At 68.1% G+C, this 26,910-nt stretch carries 30 protein-coding genes; all 30 read left to right on the top strand.

The features are described 5' to 3' along the window. Positions 1-575 precede the first annotated feature (575 nt). The 30 genes from rpoB (at position 576) to CLV34_RS03705 (ending at position 26,892) form a co-directional block, all read left to right on the top strand. Positions 576-4,085, top strand: a complete 3,510-nt coding sequence (gene rpoB, locus CLV34_RS03850) for a DNA-directed RNA polymerase subunit beta (RefSeq protein WP_100348872.1) — start codon at positions 576-578, stop codon at positions 4,083-4,085. 140 nt (positions 4,086-4,225) lie between these two features. Then, positions 4,226-8,095 carry a DNA-directed RNA polymerase subunit beta' gene (locus CLV34_RS03845; protein ID WP_100348871.1) on the top strand — a complete coding sequence of 1,290 codons (3,870 nt, stop codon included), beginning with the start codon at positions 4,226-4,228 and terminating at the stop codon, positions 8,093-8,095. 391 nt (positions 8,096-8,486) lie between these two features. Then, entirely contained in the window at positions 8,487-8,861 is a 375-nt protein-coding gene (gene rpsL / locus CLV34_RS03840) for a 30S ribosomal protein S12 (RefSeq protein WP_100348870.1), read from the top strand. Continuing rightward, complete coding sequence (rpsG, locus tag CLV34_RS03835; protein ID WP_100348869.1) at positions 8,861-9,331, top strand: 30S ribosomal protein S7; 471 nt, start codon at positions 8,861-8,863, stop codon at positions 9,329-9,331. The genes rpsL and rpsG overlap by 1 nt, the downstream gene beginning before the upstream one ends. 89 nt (positions 9,332-9,420) lie before the next feature. Beyond that, positions 9,421-11,523 (top strand): elongation factor G, encoded by a 2,103-nt coding sequence (gene fusA, locus CLV34_RS03830; protein WP_100348868.1) that lies wholly within the window; start codon positions 9,421-9,423, stop codon positions 11,521-11,523. An 85-nt stretch (positions 11,524-11,608) separates the two neighbouring features. Beyond that, complete coding sequence (gene tuf / locus CLV34_RS03825; RefSeq protein WP_100348867.1) at positions 11,609-12,805, top strand: elongation factor Tu; 1,197 nt, start codon at positions 11,609-11,611, stop codon at positions 12,803-12,805. 397 nt (positions 12,806-13,202) lie between these two features. After that, the gene (locus CLV34_RS03820) at positions 13,203-14,201 is read left to right on the top strand and encodes a type IV toxin-antitoxin system AbiEi family antitoxin domain-containing protein (protein WP_170044561.1); all 999 of its coding nucleotides are present in this window, start codon (positions 13,203-13,205) and stop codon (positions 14,199-14,201) included. A 489-nt stretch (positions 14,202-14,690) separates the two neighbouring features. Then, positions 14,691-14,999 carry a 30S ribosomal protein S10 gene (rpsJ, locus tag CLV34_RS03815; RefSeq protein ID WP_019146773.1) on the top strand — a complete coding sequence of 103 codons (309 nt, stop codon included), beginning with the start codon at positions 14,691-14,693 and terminating at the stop codon, positions 14,997-14,999. A 19-nt stretch (positions 15,000-15,018) separates the two neighbouring features. Beyond that, a complete protein-coding gene (gene rplC, locus CLV34_RS03810) occupies positions 15,019-15,678 on the top strand; it encodes a 50S ribosomal protein L3 (protein ID WP_100348865.1) in 660 nt (219 codons plus the stop codon). Between the two features lie 5 nt (positions 15,679-15,683). Further along, the gene (gene rplD / locus CLV34_RS03805; protein WP_100348864.1) at positions 15,684-16,385 is read left to right on the top strand and encodes a 50S ribosomal protein L4; all 702 of its coding nucleotides are present in this window, start codon (positions 15,684-15,686) and stop codon (positions 16,383-16,385) included. After that, positions 16,382-16,684, top strand: coding sequence for a 50S ribosomal protein L23 (gene rplW / locus CLV34_RS03800; protein WP_100348863.1), 303 nt, complete (start codon positions 16,382-16,384; stop codon positions 16,682-16,684). Before rplD ends, rplW begins: the two co-directional genes overlap by 4 nt. A gap of 33 nt (positions 16,685-16,717) precedes the next feature. Next, complete coding sequence (rplB, locus tag CLV34_RS03795) at positions 16,718-17,554, top strand: 50S ribosomal protein L2 (RefSeq protein WP_100348862.1); 837 nt, start codon at positions 16,718-16,720, stop codon at positions 17,552-17,554. 14 nt (positions 17,555-17,568) lie between these two features. After that, positions 17,569-17,850 carry a 30S ribosomal protein S19 gene (gene rpsS / locus CLV34_RS03790; protein WP_100348861.1) on the top strand — a complete coding sequence of 94 codons (282 nt, stop codon included), beginning with the start codon at positions 17,569-17,571 and terminating at the stop codon, positions 17,848-17,850. A gap of 89 nt (positions 17,851-17,939) precedes the next feature. Continuing rightward, positions 17,940-18,311, top strand: coding sequence for a 50S ribosomal protein L22 (rplV, locus tag CLV34_RS03785; protein WP_100348860.1), 372 nt, complete (start codon positions 17,940-17,942; stop codon positions 18,309-18,311). Beyond that, positions 18,311-19,156 carry a 30S ribosomal protein S3 gene (rpsC, locus tag CLV34_RS03780; RefSeq protein ID WP_100348859.1) on the top strand — a complete coding sequence of 282 codons (846 nt, stop codon included), beginning with the start codon at positions 18,311-18,313 and terminating at the stop codon, positions 19,154-19,156. The genes rplV and rpsC overlap by 1 nt, the downstream gene beginning before the upstream one ends. A gap of 3 nt (positions 19,157-19,159) precedes the next feature. Further along, on the top strand, positions 19,160-19,579 hold the full coding sequence (gene rplP / locus CLV34_RS03775) for a 50S ribosomal protein L16 (protein ID WP_100348858.1): 420 nt from the start codon (positions 19,160-19,162) through the stop codon (positions 19,577-19,579). Beyond that, positions 19,579-19,818 carry a 50S ribosomal protein L29 gene (rpmC, locus tag CLV34_RS03770; RefSeq protein WP_100348857.1) on the top strand — a complete coding sequence of 80 codons (240 nt, stop codon included), beginning with the start codon at positions 19,579-19,581 and terminating at the stop codon, positions 19,816-19,818. Before rplP ends, rpmC begins: the two co-directional genes overlap by 1 nt. Positions 19,819-19,825: 7 nt before the next feature. Continuing rightward, positions 19,826-20,128 carry a 30S ribosomal protein S17 gene (rpsQ, locus tag CLV34_RS03765; protein ID WP_100348856.1) on the top strand — a complete coding sequence of 101 codons (303 nt, stop codon included), beginning with the start codon at positions 19,826-19,828 and terminating at the stop codon, positions 20,126-20,128. Between the two features lie 163 nt (positions 20,129-20,291). After that, positions 20,292-20,660 (top strand): 50S ribosomal protein L14, encoded by a 369-nt coding sequence (gene rplN / locus CLV34_RS03760; protein WP_100348855.1) that lies wholly within the window; start codon positions 20,292-20,294, stop codon positions 20,658-20,660. 2 nt (positions 20,661-20,662) lie between these two features. Next, the gene (gene rplX, locus CLV34_RS03755) at positions 20,663-21,004 is read left to right on the top strand and encodes a 50S ribosomal protein L24 (RefSeq protein ID WP_100348854.1); all 342 of its coding nucleotides are present in this window, start codon (positions 20,663-20,665) and stop codon (positions 21,002-21,004) included. Next, positions 21,004-21,576, top strand: a complete 573-nt coding sequence (gene rplE, locus CLV34_RS03750) for a 50S ribosomal protein L5 (RefSeq protein WP_100348853.1) — start codon at positions 21,004-21,006, stop codon at positions 21,574-21,576. The genes rplX and rplE overlap by 1 nt, the downstream gene beginning before the upstream one ends. 1 nt (position 21,577) lies before the next feature. After that, positions 21,578-21,763, top strand: coding sequence for a type Z 30S ribosomal protein S14 (locus CLV34_RS03745; protein ID WP_019146759.1), 186 nt, complete (start codon positions 21,578-21,580; stop codon positions 21,761-21,763). Positions 21,764-21,847: 84 nt separating this feature from the next. Next, complete coding sequence (gene rpsH / locus CLV34_RS03740) at positions 21,848-22,246, top strand: 30S ribosomal protein S8 (protein WP_100348852.1); 399 nt, start codon at positions 21,848-21,850, stop codon at positions 22,244-22,246. A 20-nt stretch (positions 22,247-22,266) separates the two neighbouring features. Next, a complete protein-coding gene (gene rplF / locus CLV34_RS03735; RefSeq protein WP_100348851.1) occupies positions 22,267-22,803 on the top strand; it encodes a 50S ribosomal protein L6 in 537 nt (178 codons plus the stop codon). 2 nt (positions 22,804-22,805) lie between these two features. Further along, positions 22,806-23,177, top strand: a complete 372-nt coding sequence (rplR, locus tag CLV34_RS03730) for a 50S ribosomal protein L18 (RefSeq protein ID WP_100348850.1) — start codon at positions 22,806-22,808, stop codon at positions 23,175-23,177. A gap of 31 nt (positions 23,178-23,208) precedes the next feature. Beyond that, complete coding sequence (gene rpsE, locus CLV34_RS03725) at positions 23,209-23,880, top strand: 30S ribosomal protein S5 (RefSeq protein ID WP_100348849.1); 672 nt, start codon at positions 23,209-23,211, stop codon at positions 23,878-23,880. Further along, positions 23,880-24,062 (top strand): 50S ribosomal protein L30, encoded by a 183-nt coding sequence (rpmD, locus tag CLV34_RS03720; RefSeq protein WP_100348848.1) that lies wholly within the window; start codon positions 23,880-23,882, stop codon positions 24,060-24,062. Before rpsE ends, rpmD begins: the two co-directional genes overlap by 1 nt. Positions 24,063-24,064: 2 nt before the next feature. After that, entirely contained in the window at positions 24,065-24,760 is a 696-nt protein-coding gene (rplO, locus tag CLV34_RS03715) for a 50S ribosomal protein L15 (RefSeq protein WP_100348847.1), read from the top strand. Positions 24,761-25,018: 258 nt separating this feature from the next. Next, positions 25,019-26,317, top strand: a complete 1,299-nt coding sequence (gene secY, locus CLV34_RS03710; RefSeq protein WP_100348846.1) for a preprotein translocase subunit SecY — start codon at positions 25,019-25,021, stop codon at positions 26,315-26,317. Beyond that, entirely contained in the window at positions 26,314-26,892 is a 579-nt protein-coding gene (locus tag CLV34_RS03705) for an adenylate kinase (protein ID WP_170044559.1), read from the top strand. The genes secY and CLV34_RS03705 overlap by 4 nt, the downstream gene beginning before the upstream one ends. Positions 26,893-26,910 lie beyond the last annotated feature (18 nt).

The following is a 26,910-nucleotide window of genomic DNA, read 5'->3' as shown; positions in this document are numbered from 1 at the left end:
TCGCCTGACGCGAGTCGGGCCGCGGCCGGGATCACCGGCGTGATCACCGTGCGAGGCCCCCACCCTTCTGGGTGGGGGCCTCGTCGTCTCTGCGACAGGGTCGCGGGAGCATAGCGCCACCACCCGGGCGGCGCTGCGCGAGGAGCCGTACGGGGTGCACGACTTCACGAAGGGCGACCCCGTGTGCCACCATGTCTGCGCGACGAGGACGCGGACTCGTGGTGGCGCAGCGCGCAGGACAGCGACGATGCGCACCTGGTCCGGGAGTCGCGCAGGGACGTGCGGGAACGCGGGTCCCAGCAGGACGTCGACGACGTGGTCGGCGAAGTGATCGCGGGGCCCGAGGACGGTGCCGCGCGGTGATGGGGCGCGACCTGTCGTGGCCCGCAGAGGGGGACTGGACCCGAGGCCAGGTTTCGGGTAGGCTAACGCTTTGCGCTGTCCTGTGCCCCCGATCTCAGATACCCCACGACCTCACGGTGACGTACGTGCGCGTCACGTTGTGGTCCTGGCGGCGGTGATCGTGCCCGGTCCGGCAGTGCAGCGTTCTTTCGATCTGCAGGGAAGGACCCCTCTTGGCTGCCTCGCGCACCCCTTCTGCTCCCACCGCCGACGCCATCGCGAACCGTACTGCTTCTCGTCGCGTCTCCTTCGCCAAGATCTACGAGCCCCTCGGTGTCCCCGATCTGCTCGGTCTCCAGACCGAGAGCTTCGACTGGCTCCTCGGTAACGAGAAGTGGCGCGCGCGCGTCGCCGCCGCCCAGGAGGCCGGCCGCCAGGACGTGCCGTCGACGTCGGGCCTCGAGGAGATCTTCGAGGAGATCTCCCCGATCGAGGACTTCGGTCAGACGATGTCCCTCTCCTTCTCCAACCACCGTTTCGAGCCGCCGAAGTACACGGCCGACGAGTGCAAGGAGAAGGACTTCACGTACGCCGCGCCGCTCTTCGTGACCGCGGAGTTCGTCAACTACACCACCGGTGAGATCAAGAGCCAGACGGTCTTCATGGGCGACTTCCCGCTCATGAGCGAGCGCGGCACGTTCATCATCAACGGCACCGAGCGCGTCGTCGTGTCGCAGCTCGTCCGTTCGCCGGGCGTCTACTTCGAGCGCATCGCCGACAAGACGAGCGACCGTGACATCTTCTCCGCGAAGATCATCCCGTCGCGCGGCGCCTGGCTCGAGTTCGAGATCGACAAGCGCGACGCCGTCGGCGTGCGCGTCGACCGCAAGCGCAAGCAGTCCGTCACCGTGCTGCTCAAGGCGCTCGGCATGACCGAGTCCGAGATCCGCGAGCAGTTCGCCGACTTCCCGGCCGTGCTCGACACCCTCGAGAAGGACCACGTCCACACCGAGGAAGAGGCGCTGCTCGACCTCTACCGCAAGATCCGTCCGGGCGAGCCGCCGACGGTCGAGGCCGGTCGCGCGCTCCTCGAGAACTTCTACTTCAACCCGAAGCGCTACGACCTCGCGAAGGTCGGCCGCTACAAGGTGAGCAAGAAGCTCGGCATCGACGCGCCCCTCGCGGACTCCACGCTGTCCAAGGACGACATCGTCGCCACGATCCGCTACATCGCCGCGCTGCACGCCGAGGTCGCGAGCATCCCGGGCACCCGGAACGGCGAGACCGTCGAGGTCCGCGTCGAGACGGACGACATCGACCACTTCGGCAACCGCCGCATCCGCGCGGTCGGCGAGCTCATCCAGAACCAGGTCCGCACCGGCCTGTCCCGGATGGAGCGCGTCGTGCGCGAGCGCATGACGACGCAGGACGTCGAGGCCATCACGCCGCAGACGCTCATCAACATCCGTCCCGTCGTGGCCTCCATCAAGGAGTTCTTCGGGACGAGCCAGCTGTCGCAGTTCATGGACCAGAACAACCCGCTCGCGGGCCTGACGCACAAGCGGCGTCTGTCGGCCCTCGGCCCGGGTGGTCTGTCGCGTGACCGCGCCGGCATGGAGGTCCGTGACGTCCACCCGTCGCACTACGGCCGCATGTGCCCGATCGAGACCCCTGAGGGCCCGAACATCGGCCTCATCGGTTCGCTCGCGTCGTTCGGTCGGATCAACCCGTTCGGTTTCGTCGAGACGCCCTACCGCAAGGTCGTCGACGGCCGCGTGACGGACGACATCGAGTACCTCACGGCTGACGACGAGGACCGCCACATCATCGCCCAGGCGAACACGCCGCTCACCGAGGACGGCCACTTCGTCCTCGACCGCGTGCTCGTCCGCATCAAGGGCGGCGAGACGGACGACGTCCCGGCGACGCAGATCGACTACATGGACGTCTCGCCGCGCCAGATGGTCTCGGTCGCGACGGCGCTCATCCCGTTCCTCGAGCACGACGACGCCAACCGCGCCCTCATGGGTGCGAACATGCAGCGTCAGGCGGTGCCGCTGGTCCGCTCCGAGGCGCCGCTCGTCGGCACCGGCATGGAGTGGCGTGCCGCGGTCGACGCCGGTGACGTCATCGTCGCGACCAAGCCGGGCGTCGTGACCGCCGTGTCGGCCGACCTGGTCACCGTCGTGAACGACGACGGCACGACGTCGACGTACCGCGCGCAGAAGTTCCAGCGCTCGAACCAGGGCACGAGCTACAACCAGCGCGTGCTCGTCGACGAGGGCCAGCGGGTCGAGGTCGGCTCGGTGCTCGGCGACGGTCCGGCGACGGACGAGGGCGAGCTCGCGCTCGGCCGCAACCTCCTCGTCGCGTTCATGTCGTGGGAGGGCCACAACTACGAGGACGCGATCATCCTCAGCCAGCGTCTCGTGCAGGACGACGTGCTCTCCTCGATCCACATCGAGGAGCACGAGGTCGACGCGCGCGACACCAAGCTCGGCCCGGAGGAGATCACGCGGGACATCCCGAACGTCTCCGAGGAGGCCCTGGCGGACCTCGACGAACGCGGCATCATCCGCATCGGTGCCGAGGTCTCGGCGGGCGACATCCTCGTCGGCAAGGTCACGCCCAAGGGCGAGACCGAGCTGACCCCGGAGGAGCGCCTGCTCCGCGCGATCTTCGGTGAGAAGGCGCGCGAGGTCCGCGACACGTCGCTCAAGGTGCCCCACGGCGAGTCCGGCACGGTCATCGGCGTCCGCGAGTTCAACCGCGAGGACGGCGACGAGCTGCCCGCCGGCGTGAACCAGCTGGTCCGCGTCTACATCGCGCAGCGCCGCAAGATCACCGACGGCGACAAGCTCGCCGGCCGTCACGGCAACAAGGGCGTCATCTCGAAGATCCTCCCGGTCGAGGACATGCCGTTCCTCGCGGACGGCACCGCGGTCGACGTGATCCTCAACCCGCTCGGCGTCCCCGGTCGTATGAACGTCGGCCAGGTCCTCGAGACCCACCTCGGGTGGGTCGCGAAGCAGGGCTGGGACATCTCGCTCGCCGAGGAGAAGGACCTCTCCTGGAAGGACAAGGTCCCCGCGGTCGCCGCGAAGGCCGAGCCGGGCACCCCGGTCGCCACACCCGTCTTCGACGGTCTGGAGGAGGAGGCGCTCACCGGTCTGCTGTCGACGACGCTCCCCAACCGTGACGGCGAGCGCATGGTCGGCGGCGACGGCAAGGCGCAGCTGTTCGACGGCCGCTCCGGCGAGCCGTTCCCGGCTCCTGTGTCGGTCGGCTACATGTACATCCTCAAGCTGCACCACCTCGTGGACGACAAGATCCACGCGCGGTCGACGGGTCCGTACTCGATGATCACGCAGCAGCCGCTCGGTGGTAAGGCGCAGTTCGGTGGACAGCGTTTCGGCGAGATGGAGGTGTGGGCTCTCGAGGCGTACGGCGCGGCCTACACGCTGCAGGAGCTCCTCACCATCAAGTCGGACGACGTCCCCGGCCGCGTCAAGGTCTACGAGGCCATCGTCAAGGGCGAGAACATCCCCGACTCGGGCATCCCGGAGTCGTTCAAGGTTCTCCTCAAGGAGATGCAGTCGCTGTGCCTGAACGTCGAGGTCCTGTCCTCGGACGGCACGATGGTCGACATGCGGGAGCCCGACGACGAGGTGTACCGCGCCGCCGAGGAGCTCGGGATCGACCTGTCCCGCCGCCCCAACGCGTCCAGCGTCGAAGAGATCTGACGGTCTCCACGCGCGGTCGGGTCGGCCGTCCCTGACGACCGGCCCGACCGCCACCAACCACCTTCACGACATTCCCTGCACCGACGACCCGGACCGGCAACGACCGGACGGGACCGGTGAGACGAAGGAAGTAGGACACTTTGCTCGACGTCAACGTCTTCGACGAGCTGCGCATCGGCCTGGCCACGGCCGACGACATCCGTGCCTGGTCGCACGGCGAGGTGAAGAAGCCCGAGACCATCAACTACCGCACCCTCAAGCCGGAGAAGGACGGGCTCTTCTGCGAGAAGATCTTCGGTCCGACCCGGGACTGGGAGTGCTACTGCGGCAAGTACAAGCGCGTGCGCTTCAAGGGCATCATCTGTGAGCGCTGCGGCGTCGAGGTGACCCGGTCGAAGGTGCGTCGTGAGCGCATGGGCCACATCGAGCTCGCCGCGCCCGTCACGCACATCTGGTTCTTCAAGGGCGTCCCGTCGCGCCTCGGCTACCTGCTCGACCTCGCCCCGAAGGACCTCGAGAAGGTCATCTACTTCGCGGCGTACATGATCACGTGGGTCGACGCCGAGGCCCGCCAGGAGGACCTGCCGAACCTCCAGAACGAGATCGATCTCGAGAAGAAGGAGATCGAGAACCGCCGCGACAACGACATCAACGCCCGTGCCCAGAAGCTCGAGGCCGACCTGGCCGAGCTCGAGGCCGAGGGTGCTCGCGCGGACGCCCGCCGCAAGGTGCGCGACTCCGCGGAGCGCGAGATGGCGCAGCTGCGCAAGCGTGCCGACGCGGAGCTCGACCGCCTGACCCAGGTGTGGGACCGCTTCAAGAACCTCAAGGTCGCGGACCTCGAGGGTGACGAGATGCTGTACCGCCAGCTGACGGACCGCTACGGCACCTACTTCGAGGGCTCGATGGGCGCCGCGGCGATCCAGAAGCGTCTCGAGAGCTTCGACCTGGACGCCGAGGCCGAGTCGCTGCGCGAGACCATCCGCACCGGCAAGGGCCAGCGCAAGACCCGCGCCCTGAAGCGGCTCAAGGTCGTCAACGCGTTCCTCACGACGACGAACTCGCCGACCGCCATGGTCCTCGACGCCGTCCCGGTCATCCCGCCGGACCTGCGTCCGATGGTCCAGCTCGACGGTGGCCGCTTCGCCACGTCCGACCTGAACGACCTGTACCGCCGCGTCATCAACCGCAACAACCGGCTGAAGCGTCTGCTCGACCTCGGTGCCCCCGAGATCATCGTGAACAACGAGAAGCGCATGCTCCAGGAGGCCGTCGACTCGCTGTTCGACAACGGTCGTCGTGGTCGTCCGGTGACGGGTCCGGGCAACCGCCCGCTCAAGTCGATCTCCGACATGCTCAAGGGCAAGCAGGGGCGCTTCCGCCAGAACCTGCTCGGCAAGCGCGTCGACTACTCGGGCCGTTCGGTCATCGTCGTCGGCCCGCAGCTCAAGCTGCACCAGTGCGGCCTGCCGAAGCAGATGGCGCTCGAGCTCTTCAAGCCGTTCGTGATGAAGCGCCTGGTCGACCTGAACCACGCGCAGAACATCAAGTCGGCGAAGCGCATGGTCGAGCGTGCCCGCCCGGTCGTGTGGGACGTGCTCGAAGAGGTCATCACCGAGCACCCCGTCCTGCTGAACCGTGCACCCACGCTGCACCGCCTCGGCATCCAGGCCTTCGAGCCGCAGCTCGTCGAGGGCAAGGCGATCCACCTGCACCCGCTCGTGTGTGCCGCGTTCAACGCGGACTTCGACGGTGACCAGATGGCCGTCCACCTGCCGCTCTCGTCCGAGGCGCAGGCCGAGGCCCGCATCCTGATGCTGTCGTCGAACAACATCCTCAAGCCGTCGGACGGTCGTCCGGTGACCATGCCTTCTCAGGACATGATCATCGGTCTTTACCACCTGACCAACGAGAAGAAGGACGCGGAGGGTGCGGGTCGTGCGTTCGCGTCCGTCGCCGAGGCGATCATGGCGTTCGACCAGGGCAGCCTGGACCTGAACGCCGAGGTCACGCTCCGCATCCCGGACCTCGTGCTGGCCGAGACGGACGCTCCCGAGGGCTACGTCGCCGGTGCGTCCTTCGACTACACGACGACGCTGGGCCGCGCGCTGTTCAACGACACGCTGCCCGTCGACTACCCGTACGTGAACGAGATCGTCGACAAGAAGCGTCTGTCGTCGATCGTCAACGAGCTGGCGGAGCGCTACCCGAAGGTCGAGGTCGCCGCCTCGCTCGACGCGCTCAAGGAGGCCGGGTTCCGGTGGGCCACCCGTTCGGGTGTCACCATCGCGATCTCCGACGTCGCCACGCCGTCGGCCAAGGCCGCGATCCTCGCCGAGCACGAGGCTCGTGCCCTCAAGGTGCAGCAGCAGTACGACAAGGGTCTGATCACCGACGACGAGCGCCGTCAGGAGCTCATCGAGATCTGGACGCAGGCCACCGACAAGGTCGCGACCGCGATGCGGGAGAACTTCCCGGAGCGCAACACGGTCTACACGATGGTCGGCTCCGGTGCGCGCGGTAACTGGATGCAGGTCCGCCAGATCGCCGGTATGCGTGGTCTCGTCGCGAACCCGAAGGGCGAGATCATCCCGCGCCCGATCAAGTCGAACTACCGCGAGGGCCTCTCGGTCCTCGAGTACTTCATCGCGACGCACGGTGCCCGTAAGGGTCTGGCCGACACCGCTCTGCGTACGGCCGACTCGGGCTACCTGACCCGCCGTCTCGTGGACGTGTCGCAGGACGTCATCATCCGCGAGGAGGACTGCGGCACCGAGCGTGGTCTGGCGTACCCGGTCGCCGAGCAGATCGGCGACGCACTGGTCCGCCACTCCAAGGTGGAGACCAGCGTGTACGCCCGGACGCTCGCGTCGGCCGTCGAGGATGCTGACGGCACCGTCGTGGCGGAGGCCGGCGAGGACGTCGGCGACGTCCTCATCGACCGCCTGCTGGAGGCCGGGGTCTCGGAGATCAAGGTCCGTTCGGTCCTGACCTGCGAGTCCCGCGTGGGCACGTGCGCGAAGTGCTACGGCCGTTCGCTCGCGACCGGCAAGCTCGTCGACATCGGCGAGGCCGTCGGCATCATCGCGGCCCAGTCGATCGGTGAGCCGGGCACGCAGCTCACGATGCGTACCTTCCACACCGGTGGTGTCGCCTCGGCAGAGGACATCACGCAGGGTCTGCCGCGTGTCACCGAGCTCTTCGAGGCCCGCACCCCCAAGGGTGAGAGCCCCATCGCGGAGTACTCGGGACGCGTCGCGATCGACGACTCGGAGCGCACGCGCCGCCTGGTGCTCACGCCCGACGACGGCGGCGAGGAGATCGCGTACCCCGTCTCGAAGCGTGCGCGCCTGCTGGTCGACGACGGCGCGCACGTCGAGGTCGGCACGCAGCTCGTGCTGGGTGCCGTGGACCCGAAGAAGGTCCTGCGCATCCTCGGGCCGCGCGAGACGCAGAAGCACCTCGTGGCGGAGGTCCAGGAGGTCTACCGCTCGCAGGGTGTCGACATCCACGACAAGCACATCGAGGTCATCGTGCGGCAGATGCTGCGTCGCGTGACCGTGCTCGACTCGGGCGACTCGCACCTGCTCCCCGGTGAGCTGGCCGAGCGTGGCCGCTTCGAGGACGCGAACCGTCGCGCGGTCGCGGAGGGCGGTCAGCCGGCCTCGGGTCGTCCGGAGCTCATGGGCATCACGAAGGCGTCGCTCGCGACCGACTCGTGGCTGTCCGCGGCGTCCTTCCAGGAGACCACGCGCGTGCTCACGGAGGCCGCGATGAGCGGTCGTCGTGACCCGCTGCTGGGCCTCAAGGAGAACGTCATCCTCGGTAAGCTCATCCCCGCCGGGACGGGCCTGCCGCGGTACCGCGACGTCGACGTGGAGCCGACCGACGAGGCGCGCTCCGAGCTGTTCCCGACGTTCGGGTACGACGAGATCGACTTCGGGCCGCTGGGCATGGGCACCGGCGAGGCGATCCCGCTCGACGACCTGGACTTCGGCGACTACCGCTGATCGTCCACGGGCTCCGGCTCGTCAGATCCCAGGACGGCCGGTCCTGCACGCCCCGTGCGTGCGGGGCCGGCCGTCGGCGTCTTTGACGGCGCTTGATGCGCCGAGTACGATAGACAACTGTTGCCCGCGCCGTCGGGCCGTTCTGATGCACCGATCTCCCTGCCCTTGCGGTGGAGCGTGTGCCACTGTCAGTTCTGGTCCTGATGTGAGCGCGCGGGCGATCCGCACCGAGACCTCCGGGTCATCGGAGAGCGGACCATCGGGCCGGTGGGAAGTGGCTGTAGCAGTGCCTCGTGCACTGCTGGCGCCTCTTGCTGCCGGTGCCCAAAGACATGTACCTACTGTCGAGGCGGCTCGCGTCTCGTGCAGCTCGAGAAGACACGGAGACGTAGTGCCTACGATCCAGCAGCTCGTCCGCAAGGGGCGGACGTCGAAGGCGTCGAAGTCCAAGACGCCGGCCCTCAAGGGCTCCCCTCAGCGCCGCGGCGTGTGCACCCGCGTGTACACCACCACCCCGAAGAAGCCGAACTCCGCGCTCCGCAAGGTCGCGCGCGTCAAGCTCTCGTCGGGCCTCGAGGTCACCGCGTACATCCCCGGTGTCGGCCACAACCTGCAGGAGCACTCGATCGTGCTCGTGCGCGGCGGTCGTGTGAAGGACCTCCCCGGTGTGCGTTACAAGATCGTCCGTGGCGCGCTGGACACCCAGGGCGTCAAGAACCGCAAGCAGGCGCGTAGCCGCTACGGCGCGAAGAAGGAGAAGGCCTGATGCCTCGTAAGGGTCCCGCTCCGAAGCGGCCGCTCGTCGTCGACCCCGTCTACGGGTCGCCGATCGTCACCCAGCTCGTCAACAAGGTCCTCCGCGACGGCAAGAAGTCGACCGCCGAGGCGATCGTCTACGGCGCCCTCGAGGGCGTCCGCGCCAAGACCGAGGGCGACCCCGTCGTCGTCCTCAAGCGCGCGCTCGACAACGTGCGCCCCGCGCTCGAGGTCAAGTCCCGCCGCGTCGGTGGTGCCACGTACCAGGTCCCGATCGAGGTCCGTCCGGCCCGTGCGACCACCCTCGCGCTGCGCTGGCTGACCGACTACTCGCGCGCCCGCCGCGAGAAGACGATGACCGAGCGTCTCACCAACGAGATCCTCGACGCCTCGAACGGCCTCGGTGCCGCGGTCAAGCGCCGCGAGGACATGCACAAGATGGCCGAGTCCAACAAGGCCTTCGCGCACTACCGCTGGTGATGTCGTCGCCGTCGGCCGGGTGACCCCCGGTCGACGGCGCCACACCTGCGCGCGCTCGACCTCCCTCCCACCGACAAGGGGATACCAACGTGGCACTGGACGTGCTGACCGACCTGAACAAGGTCCGCAACATCGGCATCATGGCGCACATCGATGCCGGTAAGACGACGACGACCGAGCGCATCCTGTTCTACACGGGCGTCAACTACAAGATCGGTGAGACGCACGACGGCGCCTCCACGATGGACTGGATGGAGCAGGAGCAGGAGCGCGGCATCACCATCACGTCGGCCGCGACGACCTGTTACTGGAAGAACAACCAGATCAACATCATCGACACGCCCGGCCACGTGGACTTCACGGTCGAGGTCGAGCGTTCGCTGCGCGTCCTCGACGGCGCGGTCGCCGTCTTCGACGGCAAGGAGGGTGTCGAGCCCCAGTCCGAGACGGTGTGGCGCCAGGCGGACAAGTACAACGTCCCCCGCATCTGCTTCGTCAACAAGATGGACAAGCTCGGCGCGGACTTCTACTTCACCATCGACACGATCGTCAACCGCCTCAAGGCGAAGCCGCTGGTCATCCAGCTGCCGATCGGCTCCGAGAACGACTTCACCGGCGTCGTCGACCTGATCGAGATGAAGGCGCTCGTCTGGCACGGCGAGACCAAGCTCGGCGAGGCGTACGACACCGAGGAGATCCCGGCCGACCTCCAGGAGAAGGCCGAGGAGTACCGCGCGGCCCTCGTCGAGGCTGTCGCCGAGACCGACGACGAGCTGCTCGAGAAGTTCCTCGGTGGCGAGGAGCTGTCGATCGCCGAGATCAAGTCCGGCATCCGCAAGCTCACGATCGCCGGCGAGGCCTTCCCGGTCCTCTGCGGCTCCGCGTTCAAGAACAAGGGCGTCCAGCCCATGCTCGACGCGGTCATCGACTACCTCCCGACCCCGCTCGACGTGCCCTCTGTCGAGGGCCACTCGGTGCGCAACGTCGAGGAGATCATCGAGCGCCACCCCGACGCGAACGAGCCCTTCTCGGCTCTCGCGTTCAAGGTCGCGTCGCACCCGTTCTTCGGCAAGCTGACGTACGTCCGGGTCTACTCGGGCCACGTCGCGCAGGGCGCCCAGGTGCTCAACTCGACGAAGGACAAGAAGGAGCGCATCGGGAAGCTCTTCCAGATGCACTCCAACAAGGAGAACCCGGTCGAGGACGCCACGGCCGGCCACATCTACGCGTTCATCGGACTCAAGGACGTCACCACGGGTGACACGCTCTGCGACATCGCCAACCCGGTGGTCCTCGAGTCGATGACGTTCCCCGAGCCGGTCATCGACGTCGCCATCGAGCCGAAGACGAAGGCCGACCAGGAGAAGCTCTCCACCGCCATCCAGAAGCTGGCGGAAGAGGACCCGACCTTCCGGGTGAAGCTCGACCAGGAGACCGGCCAGACCGTCATCGGCGGCATGGGCGAGCTCCACCTCGACATCCTCGTCGACCGCATGCGTCGCGAGTTCAAGGTCGAGGCCAACGTCGGCAAGCCTCAGGTGGCGTACCGCGAGACGATCCGTCGGAAGACCGACAAGGTCGACTACACGCACAAGAAGCAGACCGGTGGTTCGGGTCAGTTCGCGAAGGTCCAGGTGACCTTCGAGCCGCTCGACACGGCCGAGGGCGACCTCTACGAGTTCGTCAACGCCGTCACCGGTGGCCGCATCCCGCGTGAGTACATCCCGTCGGTCGACGCCGGTATCCAGTCGGCGATGGAGCAGGGCGTGCTCGCGGGCTTCCCGCTCGTGGGCGTCAAGGCCACGCTCATCGACGGCGCGTACCACGACGTCGACTCCTCGGAGATGGCGTTCAAGATCGCGGGCTCGATGGTCCTCAAGGAGGGCGTCAAGCGCGCAGACCCCGTGCTCCTGGAGCCGGTCATGGCCGTCGAGGTCCGGACCCCCGAGGAGTACATGGGCGACGTCATCGGCGACATCAACTCGCGTCGCGGGATGATCCAGTCGATGGAGGACGCGACCGGCGTCAAGGTCGTCCGGGCCCAGGTACCGTTGTCGGAGATGTTCGGCTACATCGGCGACCTGCGGTCCAAGACCCAGGGTCGTGCCGTGTACTCGATGTCGTTCGACAGCTACGCCGAGGTTCCTCGCAACGTGGCTGACGAGATCATCAAGAAGACCCGGGGCGAGTAAGTCCCCACAGGTCGACCCCTTAGAATCACCCCAACCTGTAGCGACGCGCGCCAGCGCAACTACCCCGAGTCCCAGGAGGACCCCAGTGGCTAAGGCCAAGTTCGAGCGGACCAAGCCGCACGTCAACGTCGGCACCATCGGTCACGTCGACCACGGTAAGACGACGCTGACGGCTGCGATCTCGAAGACGCTCGCCGACACGTACCCCGACCTGCCGGCGAACGTCCAGCGCAACTTCGACGAGATCGACGCCGCGCCGGAGGAGAAGCAGCGCGGTATCACGATCAACATCGCGCACATCGAGTACGAGACGCCGGCGCGCCACTACGCGCACGTCGACGCCCCGGGTCACGCCGACTACATCAAGAACATGATCACGGGTGCCGCCCAGATGGACGGCGCGATCCTCGTGGTCGCCGCGACCGACGGCCCGATGGCCCAGACGCGTGAGCACGTCCTGCTCGCCCGTCAGGTCGGCGTGCCCTACCTGCTCGTGGCGCTCAACAAGTCCGACATGGTCGACGACGAGGAGATCCTCGAGCTCGTCGAGATGGAGGTCCGTGAGCTCCTCTCCTCGCAGGGCTTCGACGGTGACGAGGCTCCGGTCGTCCGCGTCTCGGGCCTCAAGGCTCTCGAGGGCGACCCCGAGTGGACCGCGAAGATCCTCGAGCTCATGACCGCCGTGGACGAGAACGTCCCCGACCCGGTCCGTGACCTCGACAAGCCGTTCCTCATGCCGATCGAGGACGTCTTCACGATCACCGGTCGTGGCACCGTCGTCACCGGCAAGGTGGACCGCGGTACCCTCCAGGTCAACTCCGAGGTCGAGATCGTCGGTATCCGTCCGGCGCAGAAGACCACGGTCACCGGCATCGAGACGTTCCACAAGCAGATGGACGAGGCACAGGCGGGCGACAACACCGGCCTCCTGCTCCGCGGCATCAAGCGCGAGGACGTCGAGCGTGGCCAGGTCGTCGTGAAGCCGGGTTCGATCACCCCGCACACCAACTTCGAGGCTCAGGTCTACATCCTGGCCAAGGACGAGGGCGGCCGTCACAACCCGTTCTACTCGAACTACCGTCCGCAGTTCTACTTCCGGACCACGGACGTCACCGGTGTCATCACGCTGCCCGAGGGCACCGAGATGGTCATGCCCGGCGACAACACCGAGATGACGGTCGAGCTCATCCAGCCGATCGCCATGGAGGAGGGCCTCGGCTTCGCCATCCGTGAGGGTGGCCGCACCGTCGGCTCGGGCCGTGTCACGAAGATCATCAAGTGATCTGACCTGACCCAGGTCTGACCGCGGGAGCTCCCGCTGGTTCACGAGGGCCCCGGCACCGCAAGGTGCCGGGGCCCTTGGCGTCCCCACCCCCCGCCCCGGCGTCCGTCGCCTACGCAAGGTCGCTTCGCGTCCGGTGCGGCGCACGCGAAGCGCCGCAACGCACGCGAGCACGTCGTGCACGGGCCGGCGCCGCTCGGCCGGTTGCCACAGCCGGCGGCCGCGACCCCCACCCGCTCGGCAGCGCACCGTGGCAACCGGGCAGGGTCGTCCCATGACGCACAGCCGCCCGACGCGACCGTCCGACGCACGACCCACGCGGTACGACGCGACCCGCCGCCCGCCGCCTGCACCAGGGCATCCGTCGGTCGACGCCCCCGCTGACGCGCTCGAGCGCGTGGAACGCCTCGCACGCGAGCTCGTCCTGACCCGCGACGCCGGAACGACGGGAGGGGCACCGCGCACCCTCGTCCGCGCGCACGCCGCTGGCGAGCTGGTCCGTGTGCGCCGAGGTGCCTACGTCGGGACCACGGTCTGGGAGGCGGCGACGGCGGAGGAGCGGCACGCGCTGCGGGCGTGTGCGGCGACCGCACTGTTCCCGGGCGTGGTGCTCTCGCACCAGTCGGCCGCGGTGGCATGGGGAGTCCCCCGGACCGACGGCTGGGACGAGGTGGCGCACGTCTGCGCAGGGGCCGCGAGCGGCGGGCGGTCGACGTCTCAGCTGGTGCAGCACACGTTCGGCGGCGAGCTCGAGGTCGTCGCGCGCGGGAGCGCCGGCCGCTGCGTCGGGGCTGAGCGCACGGTGGTGGACCTCGCGCTCACGGACTCGTTCGCGTCTGCCCTGGCGTCGGCGGACTGGGCGTTGCGGGTCGGCCTCGCCGGTCACGACGGTCTCGCGCGGGTGCTGAGCGGTCATGCGGCTGTCCTGGGACGCGCGCGGGCTGAGCGCGTCCTGGCGCACGCGGACGGACGCTCCGGGTCGGTCGGTGAGTCGGTCAGCCGGGCGCGGATGCTCGAGCTGGGTCTCCCGCGGCCGCAGCTCCAGGTGGAGGTCAGGGACGCGGACGGGCTGGCCGGCCGGGTCGACTTCGCCTGGGAGGACCTCGCGCTGGTGGGGGAGTTCGACGGACGGGCGAAGTACCTGCGCGAGGAGTACCTCGGCGGCTGGGATCCCGGCGAGGTCGTCTGGGCGGAGAAGCGACGTGAGGATCGGCTGCGCGGAGCGGGGTGGCGGGTGGTGCGCTGGGGGTGGGACGACCTTGCCGACCGGACGCGTCTGGCGCGATTGCTGGCGGCGGCCGGGCTTCGTGGGGCGCGCGCGGTCCCGACGGAGGCGAGCGGCCGCCGAGAGGTGCGCCGGGGGCCCGCGGGGCGCCGGCGTGGTGGCGTGGCCTGAGGCCCGCTCAGGCTTCGCCGGCGGACGGGCCCGGCTTCGCGTGCGCTTCGGCTCCTCGCGCGCGCCGGAGCGCACGCGAAGCGACCTTGCGTAGGCGACGGGCCGCGGAGAGGCGGGCGGTGGGGGAGATCACGTCGACCCGAACTTGGTCCCTGGCGCCATCTGTGGCAGACTAGACGGGTTGCCTGTTATAGGTGCGCTCCTTCATGTGTCGAACAGTGTGTTGAACTGACCGAGTCTCTCGGCGTCAGCCTTCTGTGCGACGCGGATCGAGCCCCGGTGGAACACACGTTCCAGACGCAGGCGAGCGTACGTTGCGGGTCGACGTCGCAGCCCACGGCTTCACAGCCTGTGGGGGCGAGTCAGATCCACACATCACGGCCCCGGATCGCCGGGTGTTGCGTGCCACGGCACGCCGCACTACGCGACACGCCCGAGCGCGGGGGTCGGACAGACATAGCGGTTCGAGAGAGAGAGTCAGACGACGCCATGGCGGGACAGAAGATCCGCATCCGGCTCAAGTCCTACGACCACGAGGTGATTGACAGCTCGGCGCGCAAGATCGTCGACACTGTCACCCGCGCTGGTGCAACGGTCGTGGGTCCGGTGCCGCTGCCGACCGAGAAGAACGTTTTCGTCGTGATCCGTTCGCCTCACAAGTACAAGGACAGCCGCGAGCACTTCGAGATGCGCACCCACAAGCGCCTCATCGACATCATCGACCCCACGCCGAAGGCGGTGGACTCGCTCATGCGACTCGACCTGCCTGCCGACGTGAACATCGAGATCAAGCTCTGAGGCTGGGGAGGAGACGAGAATGACCACCCAGCAGAACGAGCGCCTCGTGAAGGCCGTCCTCGGCACCAAGCTCGGCATGACCCAGACCTGGGACGAGAACGGCCGACTGGTTCCTGTGACCGTCGTCGCGATCGGCACCAACGTGGTGACCCAGGTCCGGACCGCCGAGGCCGACGGCTACGCCGCCGTCCAGCTTGCCGCAGGCCAGATCGACCCGCGCAAGGTGACGCAGCCCCTCAAGGGCCACTTCGAGAAGGCCGGCGTCACGCCGCGCCGCCACGTGACCGAGATCCGCACGCCGGACGCCTCGGACTACGCCCTGGGCCAGGAGCTCACGGCCGAGGTCTTCGAGGCCGGCCAGAAGGTCGACGTCATCGGCACGACCAAGGGCAAGGGCACCGCCGGTGTCATGAAGCGTCACGGCTTCAAGGGCGTCAGCGCTTCCCACGGTTCGCACCGTAACCACCGCAAGCCCGGCTCGATCGGTGGGGCTTCGACCCCGTCGCGCGTCTTCAAGGGTCTGCGCATGGCCGGTCGCATGGGCAACGCCCGCCAGACCACCCAGAACCTGACCGTGCACGCGGTCGACGCCGAGAAGGGCCTGGTGCTCGTCAAGGGCGCCGTTCCTGGCCCCAAGGGCGGCGTCGTCGTCGTGCGCACCGCTGCGAAGGGAGCCTGATCACGATGGCAGCTCTCACGATCGACGTCCTGGACCCGCAGGGCAAGAAGGCCGGCACCGCCGACCTTCCCGCCGAGGTCTTCGACGTGCAGACGAACGTCCCGCTGATCCACCAGGTCGTCGTCGCCCAGCTCGCCGCTGCGCGCCAGGGCACGCACGACACCAAGAGCCGTGGTGAGGTCTCCGGTGGCGGTCGCAAGCCCTACAAGCAGAAGGGCACCGGCCGCGCCCGTCAGGGCTCGACCCGTGCGCCGCAGTTCGCCGGCGGTGGCGTGGTCCACGGACCGACGCCGCGCGACTACTCGCAGCGCACCCCCAAGAAGATGAAGGCCGCCGCTCTTCGCGGTGCCCTCTCCGACCGCGCCCGTGCCGGCCGCGTCCACGTCGTGACGGGTTTCGTCACCGGCGAGGCGCCGTCGACGCAGGCGGCTCTCACGGCCCTCGCCAACCTCTCGTCGCGCAAGCACGTGCTGGTTGTCCACGAGCGCGGTGACGAGCTGGCGATCAAGTCGCTGCGCAACGCGGAGACGGTGCACCTCCTGAGCGCCGACCAGCTCAACACCTACGACGTCCTCGTCTCCGACGACGTGGTCTTCACGCAGGGCGCGCTCGACGCGTTCCTCGCGGGCCCGACCACGGGTCACGCCGCGAAGGCCGTCGCCACCGAGTCCGAGGCTGCGGTGGACACCGAGGAGGACGCGAAGTGACCACCGTGCAGAAGGACCCGCGCGACATCCTGCTCGCGCCGGTCGTCTCTGAGAAGAGCTACGGGCTGCTGGACGAGGGCAAGTACACGTTCCTCGTCGACCCGCGGGCCAACAAGACCGAGATCAAGATCGCCGTCGAGCAGGTCTTCTCGGTCAAGGTCGAGTCCGTGAACACGATCAACCGCAAGGGCAAGGCCCGTCGGACGCGGAACGGCATCGGCAAGCGCAAGGACACGAAGCGTGCGATCGTCACCCTCCGCGAGGGTTCGATCGACATCTTCGGCGGTCCGGTCGGCTGAGCCGGTCGAGAGCAGATAGAGGACTGACCTTCCATGGGAATCCGTAAGTACAAGCCGACTACGCCGGGCCGTCGTGGCTCGAGCGTTGCCGACTTCGCCGAGATCACTCGCTCGACGCCGGAGAAGTCGCTCGTCCGCCCGCTGTCCAAGAGCGGTGGACGCAACAGCTCGGGGCGTATCACGACCCGTCACAAGGGTGGTGGCCACAAGCGCCAGTACCGTGTGATCGACTTCCGTCGGCACGACAAGGACGGGGTGCCGGCCAAGGTCGCGCACATCGAGTACGACCCCAACCGCACGGCGCGCATCGCGCTCCTGCACTACGCGGACGGCGAGAAGCGCTACATCATCGCGCCGAACAAGCTCCGTCAGGGCGACGTCATCGAGAACGGCGCCGGCGCGGACATCAAGCCCGGCAACAACCTGCCGCTGCGCAACATCCCGACCGGTACGGTCATCCACGCGATCGAGCTTCGGCCCGGTGGCGGCGCGAAGATCGCTCGCTCGGCCGGGACGTCCGTGCAGCTCGTCGCGAAGGACGGCCCCTATGCGCAGCTGCGCATGCCGTCCGGCGAGATCCGCAACGTCGACCTGCGCTGCCGCGCGACGGTCGGCGAGGTCGGCAACGCCGAGCAGTCGAACATCAACTGGGGCAAGGCCGGCCGCATGCGCTGGAAGGGCAAGCGCCCGACCGTCCGTGGTGTCGCCATGAACCCGGTCGACCACCCGCACGGTGGTGGTGAGGGCAAGACGTCCGGTGGACGTCACCCGGTGAGCCCCTGGGGCCAGCCGGAGGGCCGCACCCGCCGTCCGAACAAGCCGAGCGACAAGCTGATCGTGCGGCGCCGTCGTACTGGCAAGAAGCGCTGATAGGAGCCTGGAACATGCCTCGTAGCCTGAAGAAGGGCCCCTTCGTCGACGGCCACCTGCAGAAGAAGGTGGACGTACAGAACGAGAAGGGGACCAAGAACGTCATCAAGACCTGGTCCCGTCGGTCGGTCATCACGCCCGACTTCCTCGGTCACACGTTTGCCGTGCACGACGGTCGCAAGCACGTCCCGGTCTTCGTGACCGAGTCGATGGTCGGCCACAAGCTCGGCGAGTTCGCGCCCACGCGGACGTTCCGCGGCCACGTGAAGGACGACAAGAAGGGTCGTCGCCGCTGAGCGCAGCGCGAAGGGCTCCGGCCCCTCGACGCAGCGACAGCGCAGCGACGGACCTGACGGTCGTCAAGAGACAAGAAGGTAGGACAGCAATGGAAGCCAAGGCGCAGGCGCGGTTCGTCCGTGTCACGCCCCAGAAGGCCCGGCGCGTCGTGGACCTCATCCGTGGCAAGCAGGCCGCTGAGGCCGTCGCGGTGCTCAAGTTCGCCCCGCAGGCGGCGAGCGAGCCGGTCCTGAAGGTCGTGGAGTCCGCGATCGCGAACGCCCGGGTGAAGGCCGATCGCGCGAGCGTCGCGTTCGACGAGCAGCAGCTCGTCGTCAGCGCGGCCTTCGTGGACGAGGGGCCGACGCTCAAGCGGTTCCGTCCGCGGGCGCAGGGTCGTGCGAGCCAGATCCTCAAGCGGACCAGCCACATCACCGTGGTCGTGGCCCCGCGTGACGACGAGAAGGGAAGGGCCCGATAGTGGGACAGAAGGTTCACCCGCTGGGGTACCGACTCGGCATCACCACCGACCACCGGTCGCGTTGGTTCGCCGACAGCACGAAGCCCGGCCAGCGGTACCGTGACTACGTCCAGGAGGACGTCAAGATCCGGAAGCTCATGAGCACCGGTCTTGAGCGCGCGGGCATCGCGAAGGTCGAGATCGAGCGCACCCGTGACCGCGTCCGCGTGGACATCCACACGGCACGTCCGGGCATCGTCATCGGCCGCCGCGGCGCCGAGGCCGACCGCCTGCGCGGCGAGCTGGAGAAGCTCACGGGCAAGCAGGTGCAGCTCAACATCCTCGAGGTCAAGAACCCGGAGATCGACGCTCAGCTCGTCGCTCAGGGGATCGCCGAGCAGCTCGCGAGCCGTGTCTCGTTCCGTCGTGCGATGCGCAAGGGCATGCAGTCCGCGCAGCGCGCCGGCGCGAAGGGCATCCGCGTGCAGTGCGCGGGTCGTCTCGGCGGCGCCGAGATGAGCCGGTCGGAGTTCTACCGCGAGGGTCGTGTGCCGCTGCACACGCTCCGCGCGAACATCGACTACGGCTTCTTCGAGGCCCGCACGACCTTCGGCCGCATCGGCGTGAAGGTGTGGATCTACAAGGGCGACATGACCGAGAAGGAGTTCGCTGCTCAGCAGGCGACCTCCGCCGGCCGTCCCCCGCGTGGTCCTCGTGCGGACCGCGGCGACCGTGGTCCCCGTGGTGGCGACCGTGGTGGCCGTCGCAACGAGCGCCAGGCCCCCGCGGCTGAGGCTCCCGCTGCGGCCGCGCCGGCTGAGTCCGCTCAGCCGGAGTCGGCCCCCGAGACCGGAACGGAGGCCTGAGTCATGCTGATCCCGCGCAGGCTCAAGCACCGCAAGCAGCACCACCCGAGCCGCTCCGGCGCCTCGAAGGGTGGCAACCAGATCGCGTTCGGCGACTTCGGCATCCAGGCTCTCGAGCCCGCCTACGTCACGAACCGTCAGATCGAGGCTGCTCGTATCGCCATGACCCGCCACATCAAGCGTGGTGGCAAGGTCTGGATCAACATCTACCCGGACCGTCCGCTGACCAAGAAGCCGGCGGAGACCCGAATGGGTTCTGGTAAGGGTTCGCCCGAGTGGTGGGTCGCCAACGTCAAGCCCGGTCGCATCGTGTTCGAGCTGGCCGGCGTGGACGAGGAGCTGGCCCGTGAGGCCATGCGCCGCGCGATCCACAAGCTCCCGATGAAGTGCCGTTTCGTGGTGCGCGAGGGTGGTGCTAGCTGATGGCTGTCGGTACCAAGGAGCTCGTGTCGAGCGAGCTGGACACGTTCGACGACGACAAGCTCGTCGCCGAGCTGAAGAAGGCCAAGGAAGAGCTGTTCAACCTCCGCTTCCAGGCGGCCACGGGTCAGCTCGACTCGAACGGCCGGCTCAAGGCCGTCCGCCGGGACATCGCGCGGATCTACACGATCCTGCGTGAGCGTGAGCTCGGCATCCGGACCGCCCCGAGCGTGAGTGAGTGAGGCTGGAATGACCGAGAAGACCGAGAACGTTGAGACCACGGTGGCCGAGGCCGCCGAGACCCGCGCGAACCGCAAGACGCGCCGGGGCTACGTCGTCAGCGACAAGATGGACAAGACTGTCGTGATCGCCGTCGAGGACCGGGTCAAGCACCCCCTCTACGGCAAGGTCATGCGTCGCACGAGCAAGGTCAAGGCGCACGACGAGCAGAACGCTGCCGGTGTCGGTGACCTCGTCCTCATCATGGAGACCCGGCCGCTGTCCGCCACCAAGCGGTGGCGCGTGGTCGAGATCCTCGAGAAGGCCAAGTAAGCCGATCTCGTCCCGGGCCGGGTGACCGGTCCGGGCTGGTCGGCTGGGAGGTCGGCCGCGCGACACGTCGCGCGGCCGCCCGCCCGGCGGCCGAAGACAACTATCCGTTCGGCAAGGCTCGCGCACAGCGCGAGAACCGGCTCGACAACAGGAGTTCACTGACATGATCCAGCAGGAGTCGCGACTTCGGGTCGCCGACAACACGGGTGCCAAGGAGATTCTCTGCATCCGTGTTCTCGGTGGTTCCGGTCGTCGCTACGCCGGAATCGGCGACGTGATCGTCGCTACCGTCAAGGACGCGATCCCCGGTGGCAACGTGAAGAAGGGCGACGTGGTCAAGGCCGTCGTCGTCCGCACCACCAAGGAGCGCCGGCGCGCTGACGGCTCGTACATCAAGTTCGACGAGAACGCCGCCGTGATCCTCCGTAACGACAACGAGCCGCGTGGCACGCGCATCTTCGGCCCGGTGGGCCGCGAGCTGCGCGACAAGCGCTTCATGAAGATCATCTCGCTGGCTCCGGAGGTGCTCTGAACATGGCGAAGATCAAGAAGGGCGACCAGGTCCTCGTGATCTCGGGTCGCGACAAGGGCAAGACCGGGCGCGTGCTCGAGGTCCTCAAGGACTCCGACCGCCTGATCGTCGAGGGCGTCCAGCGCGTCACGAAGCACACGAAGGTCGGCCAGAACGACCGTGGCACCCGCACGGGTGGCATCGAGGTCGTCGAGGCGCCGATCCACGTGTCCAACGTGATGCTGGTCGACCCGGAGACGAAGAAGGGCACCCGCGTCGGGTACCGCATCGAAGAGGTCGAGCGCGACGGTCGCAAGCGCCAGGTGCGCGTCCGCGTCGCCAAGCGCTCCGGTAAGGACATCTGATGACCGACACCACCGAGATCACCACGATCCCGCGTCTCAAGGAGCGCTACCGCTCCGAGATCGTCGCCGGCCTCCTCGAGGAGTTCGGCCACGACAACGTCAACCAGGTCGCACGCGTGACCAAGGTCGTCGTGAACATGGGCGTCGGCGACGCCGCGAAGGACTCCAAGCTCATCGAGGGCGCGATCCGCGACCTGTCCCTGATCACGGGACAGAAGCCGCAGGTCACCAAGGCCCGCAAGTCGATCGCGCAGTTCAAGCTGCGCGAGGGCATGCCGATCGGCGCGCACACCACGCTGCGCGGCGACCGCATGTGGGAGTTCCTGGACCGTCTGCTGTCGCTCGCGCTGCCGCGCATCCGCGACTTCCGCGGCCTGTCGGACAAGCAGTTCGACGGTCACGGCAACTACACCTTCGGTCTCACGGAGCAGTCGATGTTCCACGAGATCGACCAGGACAAGATCGACCGCGTCCGGGGCATGGACATCACGATCGTGACGACGGCCACGACGGACGACGAGGGTCGATCCCTGCTTCGTCGCCTCGGCTTCCCGTTCAAGCAGGAGAACTGACATGGCGAAGAAGGCCCTGATCAACAAGGCCGCTGCGAAGCCCAAGTTCGCGGTCCGTGCCTACACCCGGTGCCAGAAGTGCGGTCGTCCGCACTCGGTGTACCGCAAGTTCGGCCTCTGCCGTGTGTGCCTTCGTGAGATGGCGCACCGCGGCGAGCTCCCCGGCGTCACCAAGAGCAGCTGGTAACCACTACACCGTAGGTCCGGCGTGCGCGGGCGGTTCGCCCGCAGCGCACGCCCGGATACCCCGGTGAGGAAGGGCTGAAGCCCGATGACAATGACCGACCCGATCGCAGACATGCTGACGCGTCTGCGGAACGCGAACTCGGCGCACCACGACACGGTCACGATGCCGTTCTCGAAGCTCAAGTCTCACATCGCTGAGATCCTTGAGGCCGAGGGCTACATCACCGGCTGGACCGTCGAGGACGCGCCCGTGGGCAAGAACCTCACGATCACGCTGAAGTACGGCAACAGCCGCGAGCGTGCCCTCTCGGGCATCCGCCGCGTCTCGAAGCCGGGCCTGCGCAAGTACGCGAAGTCCACCAACCTCCCCACGGTCCTCGGCGGCCTCGGCGTGGCGATCCTGTCCACGTCGAGCGGCCTCCTGACCGACCGCCAGGCACACGAGAAGGGCGTCGGCGGGGAAGTCCTCGCCTACGTCTGGTAATCCGGAAAGGAGTCACGCCAATGTCTCGTATCGGCAAGATCCCCGTTCCGGTTCCCGCCGGCGTGGATGTCACCATCAGCGGAGCGCTCGTCACGGTCAAGGGGCCCAAGGGCACCCTTGAGCACACGATCCCCGCGCCCATCCAGGTCTCGCAGGAGGACGGCACCCTCGTGGTGAAGCGTCCTGACGACGAGCGCGCCTCGCGCGCCCTGCACGGCCTCACCCGCACGCTGCTCGCGAACATCGTCACCGGTGTGACCGACGGCTACGAGAAGAAGCTCGAGATCGTCGGCACGGGTTACCGCGTCGCCGCGAAGGGCACGGACCTCGAGTTCGCGCTCGGCTTCAGCCACCCCGTCGTCGTCTCGGCGCCGACCGGCATCTCGTTCGCCGTCGAGAGCCCGACGAAGTTCTCGGTGAGCGGCATCGACAAGCAGCAGGTCGGCGAGGTCGCTGCGAACATCCGCAAGATCCGCAAGCCCGAGCCGTACAAGGGCAAGGGCGTGCGCTACGCCGGCGAGGTCGTCCGCCGCAAGGTCGGAAAGGCTGGTAAGTGATCATGGCTGTCACGATCAAGGGCAAGGGCAAGTCGATCTCGCGTACGCGACGTCACCTGCGCCTGCGCAAGAAGATCTCCGGCTCTCCGGCCCGTCCGCGTCTCGTCGTCACGCGTTCCGCGCGTCACATGGTGGCGCAGGTCGTCGACGACACCGTCGGTCGGACCCTCGCGTCCGCGTCGACCCTCGAGGCCGACCTCCGCGCCCTGGACGGCGACAAGACGGCCAAGGCCCGTCGCGTCGGCGAGCTGGTCGCGGAGCGTGCGAAGGCTGCCGGCGTCGACGCGGTCGTCTTCGACCGCGGCGGCAACAAGTACCACGGCCGGGTCGCGGCAGTTGCTGACGGCGCCCGCGAGGGCGGTCTGTCGCTGTGACCACGAACGCACGGAAGCAGAGGATTTTCTGATGGCTGCAGGGCAGCGCAACACCGGCGCCCCGGGCGCCGCAACCGAGGAGCGGTCGAACGACCGTTCGAACGACCGGGGTGGCCGCCGTGGCGGCGGTGACCGCCGGGACAACCGTCGTCAGGACAACGCCGAGAAGAACGCGTTCGTCGAGCGTGTCGTGACGATCAACCGCGTCTCCAAGGTCGTCAAGGGCGGTCGTCGCTTCAGCTTCACCGCGCTCGTCGTGGTGGGTGACGGCGACGGTACCGTCGGCGTCGGCTACGGCAAGGCCAAGGAGGTGCCCGCGGCGATCGCCAAGGGTGTCGAGGAGGCGAAGAAGAGCTTCTTCCGCGTCCCCCGCATCCAGGGCACCATCCCGCACCCCGTCCAGGGTGAGGCGGCGGCCGGCGTGGTCTTCCTGCGTCCGGCTGCTCCGGGTACCGGTGTGATCGCCGGTGGTCCGGTCCGCGCCGTGCTCGAGTGCGCGGGTATCCACGACGTGCTCAGCAAGTCGCTCGGGTCCTCGAACTCGATCAACATCGTCCACGCGACGGTCGCGGCGCTGCGCGCTCTCGAGGAGCCCGCCTCCGTGGCCGCCCGTCGTGGCCTGCCGCTCGAGCACGTGGCTCCGGCCGCGCTGCTGCGTGCTCAGGCCGCCGGTCGCGCGGACACCGCGAAGGCAGGTGCGTGATGGCACGTCTCAAGGTCACCCAGACCAAGTCCGCCATCGGCGGCAAGCAGAACCAGCGTGACACGCTGCGGACCCTGGGCCTCAAGCGGATCGGCGACACCGCCGTGAAGGAGGACCGTCCGGAGATCCGTGGCATGGTCAAGACGGTGTCGCACCTCGTCACCGTCGAGGAGGTCGAGTGAGCATGGCCGAGAAGAAGAACGAGGACGTCGTGACCGACGCCGCGGCTCCGGCCGAGAAGAAGCCGGCCCGCAAGGCCCCGGCCAAGAAGACTGCCGCGAAGGCCGACGCTCCGGCGAAGGCTGAGGCCCCGGCGAAGGCCGAGGCCAAGGCGGCTGCGGAGCCTGCTGAGAAGAAGGCTCCCGCGAAGAAGGCTCCGGCCAAGAAGGCTGCCCCCGCGAAGGCGGAGAAGGCCCCGCAGGCCGACCTCGGTGCCGGTGGCACCCTCAAGGTGCACCACCTGCGTCCGGCCCCCGGCGCCAAGACCGCCAAGACCCGTGTGGGTCGTGGTGAGGCGTCGAAGGGTAAGACGGCAGGCCGTGGTACCAAGGGTCAGAAGGCGCGTTACCAGATTCCGGAGCGCTTCGAGGGTGGGCAGATGCCCCTCCACATGCGTCTCCCGAAGCTGCGCGGCTTCAAGAACCCGTTCCGCGTCGAGTACCAGGTCGTGAACCTGGACAAGCTCGCGGCGCTCTACCCCGAGGGCGGCTCCGTCACGGTCGCCGACCTCGTCGACAAGGGTGCGGTCCGCAAGGGCCAGCTCGTCAAGGTGCTCGGCACCGGTGAGCTCAGCGTCAAGCTCGACGTCCAGGTGGACAAGCTGTCCGGTTCGGCGAAGGACAAGATCCTCGCCGCCGGTGGCTCGGTCTCCGAGGACTGATTCATCATGTCGGCAGGGCCGGCGGCGTGCAGACGCCGTCGGCCCTGCCGTCGTCCGTATCAGGGTGCGGACAGGGGCACCCGCTCCGGTGACGTGGCGGGTTAGGCTCGAGACCTGCCCTGACCTGCGGATTGCAGGATCTGGCGCCGTAGCGGCTATGGTGCCTGCGGTGCGCGAGGCGTGCCAGACACGCGTCGAAGACGACCGGCGACCGCGCCGGCCGCACGAACTACCGCCTCGGCGGACCAGGAGGACTTGGTGCTAGGCGCATTCGGCCGGGCTTTCCGGACACCTGATCTGCGGCGCAAGCTGCTGTTCACGATCGGGATCATGGTGATCTTCCGGATCGGCTCGTTCATCCCCACGCCCGGGGTCAGCTACACGAACGTGCAGACCTGTATCGACGAGACCGCGGGCAGCAGCGACCTCCTGGGGCTCGTGAACCTGTTCAGCGGTGGCGCGATGCTCAAGCTGTCCGTGTTCGCGCTGGGGATCATGCCGTACATCACGGCGAGCATCATCATCCAGCTGCTCCGTGTGGTGATCCCTCGTTTCGAGGCGCTCCACAAGGAGGGCCAGTCGGGTACGGCGAAGCTCACGCAGTACACCCGCTACCTGACCATCGCCCTCGCGATCCTGCAGTCGACGACGATCATCACGACCGCGCGCTCCGGCCTGCTGTTCCAGAACTGCTCGGTGCCGGTCATCCCGGACGAGTCGTTCGTGAACCTGTCGATCATGGTCGTCACGATGACCGCGGGCACCGGCCTGATCATGTGGCTGGGCGAGCTCATCACCGAGCGCGGCGTCGGCAACGGCATGTCGCTCCTCATCTTCACGTCGATCGCGGCGAGCTTCCCGACGGCCCTGTGGTCGATCGCGGGCGGCAACGGCGGCGTCGGCAAGTTCATCGTCGTGATCGCGGTCTGCATCCTGGTCATCGGGCTCGTCGTGTTCGTCGAGCAGTCGCAGCGCCGCGTGCCGGTGCAGTACGCCAAGCGCATGGTCGGTCGGCGCATGTACGGGGGCTCGTCCACGTACATCCCGATCAAGATCAACATGGCCGGCGTGATCCCGATCATCTTCGCCTCGTCGCTGCTCGCGATCCCGGGCCTGATCGCCCAGTTCGCCGACCAGTCGAAGGGCTGGGTGCAGTGGATCAGCCAGAACCTCGCGAGCCAGGAGTCGTCCTGGCACATCGCGCTGTACGCGCTGCTGATCCTGTTCTTCTGCTTCTTCTACACGGCCATCACGTTCAACCCGGACGAGGTCGCCGACAACATGAAGACGTACGGCGGGTTCATCCCGGGTATCCGGGCGGGCCGGCCGACGGCCGAGTACCTCGACTACGTGATCACGCGCATCACGTCGGCGGGCTCGCTCTACCTGATGCTGGTCGCGCTCATCCCGACGTTCGCGTTCCTGGCCCTGAACGTGTCGACGAACATCCCGTTCGGCGGCTCCTCGATCCTCATCGTCGTCGGTGTGGGCCTCGAGACCGTCAAGCAGATCGACTCGCAGCTCCAGCAGCGGCACTACGAAGGGTTCCTCCGGTGACGAATCGTCTCGTGATCATGGGTCCGCAGGGCGCGGGCAAGGGCACGCAGGCTGCCCGCCTCGCCGACCGGCTGGGCGTCCCGGCGATCTCGACCGGGGACATCTTCCGGTCGAACATCAAGGGCGGCACCGAGCTGGGCAGGCTCGCCCAGTCGTACAGCGCCAAGGGCGAGCTCGTGCCCGACTCGGTGACGAACGACATGGTGCGGGCGCGCCTCGCCGAGGCGGACGCCGCGGACGGCTTCATCCTCGACGGCTACCCGCGCAACGCGGCCCAGGTCGTCGAGCTCGACGCGATCCTCGCTGCCGCCGGCACCGAGCTGGACGGCGTCATCGAGCTCGTCGCCGAGCGTGACGAGCTGCTGACCCGCATCCGTCGCCGCGCGGAGATCGAGGGCCGCGAGGACGACAACGAGGAGGCCATCGCGCGCCGCCTCGACATCTACGCGGAGCAGACGGCGCCGCTGACCGACGCGTACGCCGAGCGTGGCCTGCTGGTCCGCGTCGACGGCCTGGGCGACATCGACGAGGTCACCGCGCGGCTCGTGTCCGCACTGGAGTCCTCGGCGGTCTGACCCGCCCGAGGGCCGCGC

The organism is Luteimicrobium subarcticum (assembly GCF_002798015.1).
In the GTDB taxonomy this organism is placed as follows: domain Bacteria; phylum Actinomycetota; class Actinomycetes; order Actinomycetales; family Cellulomonadaceae; genus Luteimicrobium; species Luteimicrobium subarcticum.
This window is presented reverse-complemented; position numbering and strand designations above follow the sequence as displayed.